Source organism: Streptosporangium nondiastaticum, assembly GCF_003011965.1.
In the GTDB taxonomy this organism is placed as follows: domain Bacteria; phylum Actinomycetota; class Actinomycetes; order Streptomycetales; family Streptomycetaceae; genus Streptomyces; species Streptomyces nondiastaticus.
In genome coordinates this window covers 1-4108 of the sequence record NZ_PXWG01000255.1, presented here as the reverse complement: position 1 = coordinate 4108, position 4108 = coordinate 1, and the positions used below count along the sequence as shown (strand labels likewise).

The following is a 4108-nucleotide window of genomic DNA, read 5'->3' as shown; positions in this document are numbered from 1 at the left end:
GGCGCGTCCGGGTCCGGCGGTGCCGGCACGGGCGGCGGCGGCACGACGGGGACCGGCGGCGGTGGCGCCCTCGGCACCGGCGACGGCAAAGCCGTGCCGGTCGGCTCGCCCCTGCCCGACTGCTCGCCGGGCGCGGTGCGGCTCGCGGTCCGCAGCGTCAAGGACGCCTACCGGCCCGACGAGAAGCCGAAGTTCGAGATCGTGGTGAAGAACTCCGGCGGCAGCGCCTGCAAGGTCAACTTCGGGGCGACCGCCGCGATTCTGAAGATCACGCATATCGACGGCGATGACCGCGTGTGGGCCTCCGACGACTGCCCCCGCGCCACGGGTCCGGTGCTCGTGGAGCTCCCCGGTTCGGGTGAGACGAAGCGCACCGTGGAATGGGACCGCAAGCGCAGCGCACCGCACTGCGCGACGCCTTCCGGCGACGGGGCGGCGGGCACCGGCAAGTACCGGGCGGAAGTCAGGATTGCGGGCGTCACCGAAAAGGTGGAATTCACCCTGGAGAAGGACTGACGGCCGGACGTACGACGGGACGCCCGGCCGGGCGAATCGCACCGACCGGAGTTGCTGCCGGAGCCGGAGCCAGGGCCGGGGCCGGGGTTACGGCCAGGGCTACGGCTACGGCTGGGCGCACCGCTCCGGCTGCACGTACCGCCGTCGCCGGCTAGACGTACCGTTCCAGGATCGAGGACTCCGCCAGCCGCGACAGCCCCTCGCGGACCGAGCGGGCGCGGGCCTCGCCGACCCCGTCGACCGTCTGCAGGTCGTCCACGCTGGCGGCCAGCAGCTTCTGCAGCCCGCCGAAGTGGTCGACCAGCCGCTCTATGATCGCGCCCGGCAGGCGCGGCACCTTCGCCAGCAGGCGGTAGCCGCGCGGCGACACCGCGGAGTCCAGCGTCTCCGGGGAGCCGCTGTAGCCCAGGGCGCGCGCCACGATGGGCAGTTCGAGCAGCTCGGGGTGGGTGAGGGAGTCCAGCTCGGAGAGGGCCTCGGAGACCGTACGGGTGCGCTTGGCGGTCGGCTCCGGGACGTAGTCCCGCACGACGAGGTCGCGCTCGGGCTCGACGCCGGCGATCAGCTCGTCCAGCTGCAGGGAGAGCAGGCGGCCGTCGGTGCCCAGCTCCACCACGTACTCCGCGATCTCCGTGGCGATGCGGCGGACCAGCTCCAGGCGCTGGCAGACCGCGGTCACGTCGCGGACCGTCACCAGATCCTCGATCTCCAGGGCGGAGAGGGTGCCCGCGACCTCGTCCAGCCGGAGCTTGTAGCGCTCCAGGGTGGCCAGGGCCTGGTTGGCCCGGGAGAGGATCGCGCCGGACTCCTCCAGCGTGCGCCGCTCACCGTCCACGTAGAGGGCGATCAGGCGCATCGACTGGCTGACCGACACCACGGGGAAGCCGCACTGGATGGAGACGCGCTGCGCCGTGCGGTGCCGGGTGCCGGTCTCCTCGGTGGGGATCGACGCGTCCGGCAGGAGCTGCACGCCCGCCCGCACGATCTTGGTGATGTCCTTGTCGAGGATCAGGGCGCCGTCCAGCTTGCACAGCTCGCGCAGGCGCGTGGCGCTGAACTCCACGTCCAGCACGAAACCGCCGGTGCACATGGACTCCACCGTCTTGTCCATGCCCAGGACGATCAGGCCGCCCGTATTGCCGCGGAGGACGCGCTCCAGGCCGTCGCGCAATGCCGTGCCGGGCGCGACGGCGCTCAGCGAGGCGCGCATCAGACCGTCGGCACCGGAGGAACCCCCGGCCTTGCCGGGGCCCGATGCCCGGTCGTTGGCTGCCACTGCACTCCTCCGGTCGCAAGGTCAACGGTGCCGCAGCCCGCCCGGTTTTCCGTACGTACGGGCGAGACCAGGGCAAAGTCTACTGGCGTGTTCGGGCGCCCAGCCTATTAAAGAGGGCCCCCTCACGCTTGAACAGGGCCGACAGGGCTCTCCCCGGCCGGGGCGTCCGACCCGGCTCGGCGCCGGTTCTCCCGGGGTACCCGCTTGGGGAGCACTCGAAGCGCCTCGCCTATGTCCGCCACCTCCAGGACGCGCATGCCGCTCGGCACCTTCCCCGGATCGCCCGGCACCAGCGCGTGCGTGAACCCCAGCCGGGCCGCCTCCGCCAGCCGCCGCTGCACCCCCGTGACCCGCCGGACCTCACCGGCCAGGCCCACCTCGCCGATCGCCACCAGGTTCTTCGGCAGCGGGGTGTCGCTGGCGGCGCTGGCCAGGGCCAGGGCGACCGCCAGGTCCGCCGCGGGCTCCGACAGCTTCACGCCGCCCACCGTCGCGCTGTAGATGTCCCGCTTGCCGAGCGCGCTGATCCGGCCCCGCTGCTCCAGCACCGCCAGCATCATCGACACCCGCGACGTCTCCAGACCGGACGTCGTGCGGCGGGGCGAGGGGATCTGCGAATCGACCGTCAGCGCCTGCACCTCGGCCACCAGCGGCCGGCGGCCCTCCAGCGTCACCGTCAGGCACGTGCCCGGGACGGGCTCGTCGCGGCGGGTGAGGAACAGGCCGCTCGGATCGGCCAGACCGGTGATGCCCTCGTCGTGCAGCTCGAAGCAGCCCACCTCGTCCGTCGCCCCGTAGCGGTTCTTCACGCCGCGCACCAGCCGCAGGCGCGCGTGCCGGTCGCCCTCGAAGCTCAGCACCACGTCGACCAGGTGCTCCAGCAGGCGCGGGCCCGCGATCGCACCGTCCTTGGTGACGTGACCGACCAGGAGCGTGGCCATGCCCCGCTCCTTGGAGGCCCGGATCAGGGCGCCCGCCACCTCCCGCACCTGCGCCATGCCGCCCGGAGCGCCGTCGATCTCCGGCGAGGCCACCGTCTGCACCGAATCCAGGATCAGCAGCGACGGCTTGACGGAGTCGAGGTGCCCGAGCACGGCCGCCAGATCCGTCTCCGCCGCCAGGTACAGGTGGTCGTCGATCGCACCGATGCGGTCCGCCCGCAGGCGCACCTGGCTCGCCGACTCCTCACCCGTCACATACAGCGTGCGGTGCTCCTCGGAGGCGGCCTTCGCCGCCACGTCCAGCAGGAGCGTCGACTTGCCGACGCCCGGCTCGCCCGCGATCAGCACCACCGCGCCGGGCACGAGCCCGCCGCCCAGGACGCGGTCCAGCTCGTCCACGCCCGTGCTGCGCGCGGTGGCCTGCCGGCCGTCGACCTGGCCGATGGGCAGCGCGGCGGTGGACACGCGGCCGGGCGCGGTCGTCCGCACCGCGGGCGCGCCGAACTCCTCGACCGTGCCCCACGCCTGGCACTCGGGGCAGCGGCCGAGCCACTTCACCGTGGTCCAGCCGCACTCGGTGCAGCGGTAGGAGGGCCGGTCCTTGGCGGACGAGCGTGCGGTACGGGCAGCCATGCGAGCCACCGTAGCGGGCCCCACTGACAGCCCGGCCGGCCCGGTCGGCCGCCCGGCCCGCCCCGCCCCGCACGACGGCCCTTCGCGCGGCGGTCCTTTACCAGAACCCGGAAGCCGTCCATTCGCGCTGTTCCCGCTGCCCGGAGCCCCTCTCCCCGGAAACACAGGGGGGACGGCGCGGCAGTGTCCCCATTTTGTGGGAGAACGTCACCCGAATGGGTTAAACCTGGGTCGGCAGCGGCAGCAACGGCCCGTCACCCGCCTACCGTCGCCGGGATGATGACCAGGAGGCCAGAGCACCGCCCGCACGCCACCGGCGCGCATCGCGCACACCGCGGTGCGCCGCGCGAGGCCCGCGCGCCTCGGGACAATCAGACCGCTCAGCCGGGGTACGAGGCGGGGACGGAGGCGCGGGCGGCCCGCGAGCCGGACCCCGTCAGCGGCCCCGGGACCGCTGACGCGCCCGGCCCGCACGCGACCCTCGCGCAACAGCCGCCCCTGAAGTACGACCCCCACCTCGACGGGCTCTTCACCTACTGCCTGTCCGTCCTCTGCGAGCACGACGCCGCGACCGCCGCCCTCGGAGAGGTCCTCGCCCTCGCCGAGAAGCGCGCCGACCGCGCCCCCGCCGACGACGACCTGCGCCGCCCCTGGCTCTACGCCCTCGCCCGCTGGGCCTGCCTGCGCCGCCTCGTCGCCTCCGGCGCGGCCGCGGGGGAGGCGCCCGCCCCGCCCGACCCGC

The 4108-nt window shown here is 73.9% G+C and carries 4 protein-coding genes; 2 read left to right on the top strand and 2 right to left on the bottom strand.

Annotated elements, in window-relative coordinates; all coding sequences use genetic code 11:
- The coding region (locus B7P34_RS37895; RefSeq protein WP_223268576.1) for a hypothetical protein at positions 1-516 on the top strand (516 nt) is incomplete at its 5' end.
- 151 nt (positions 517-667) lie between these two features.
- Here the strand turns inward: B7P34_RS37895 and disA are convergent.
- On the bottom strand, positions 668-1792 hold the full coding sequence (gene disA, locus B7P34_RS35275; RefSeq protein ID WP_106682209.1) for a DNA integrity scanning diadenylate cyclase DisA: 1125 nt from the start codon (positions 1790-1792) through the stop codon (positions 668-670).
- Positions 1793-1914: 122 nt separating this feature from the next.
- Complete coding sequence (gene radA, locus B7P34_RS35270; protein ID WP_106682208.1) at positions 1915-3366, bottom strand: DNA repair protein RadA; 1452 nt, start codon at positions 3364-3366, stop codon at positions 1915-1917.
- A gap of 279 nt (positions 3367-3645) precedes the next feature.
- Between radA and B7P34_RS39145 the strand changes: the two genes are divergently transcribed.
- The coding region (locus B7P34_RS39145; protein WP_435693998.1) for a hypothetical protein at positions 3646-4108 on the top strand (463 nt) is incomplete at its 3' end.

Excerpts from the sequence above, each read along its gene's own strand:
- radA (WP_106682208.1), bottom strand. The coding sequence starts at position 3,366 with ATGGCTGCCCGTACCGCACGCTCGTCCGCCAAGGACCGGCCCTCCTAC.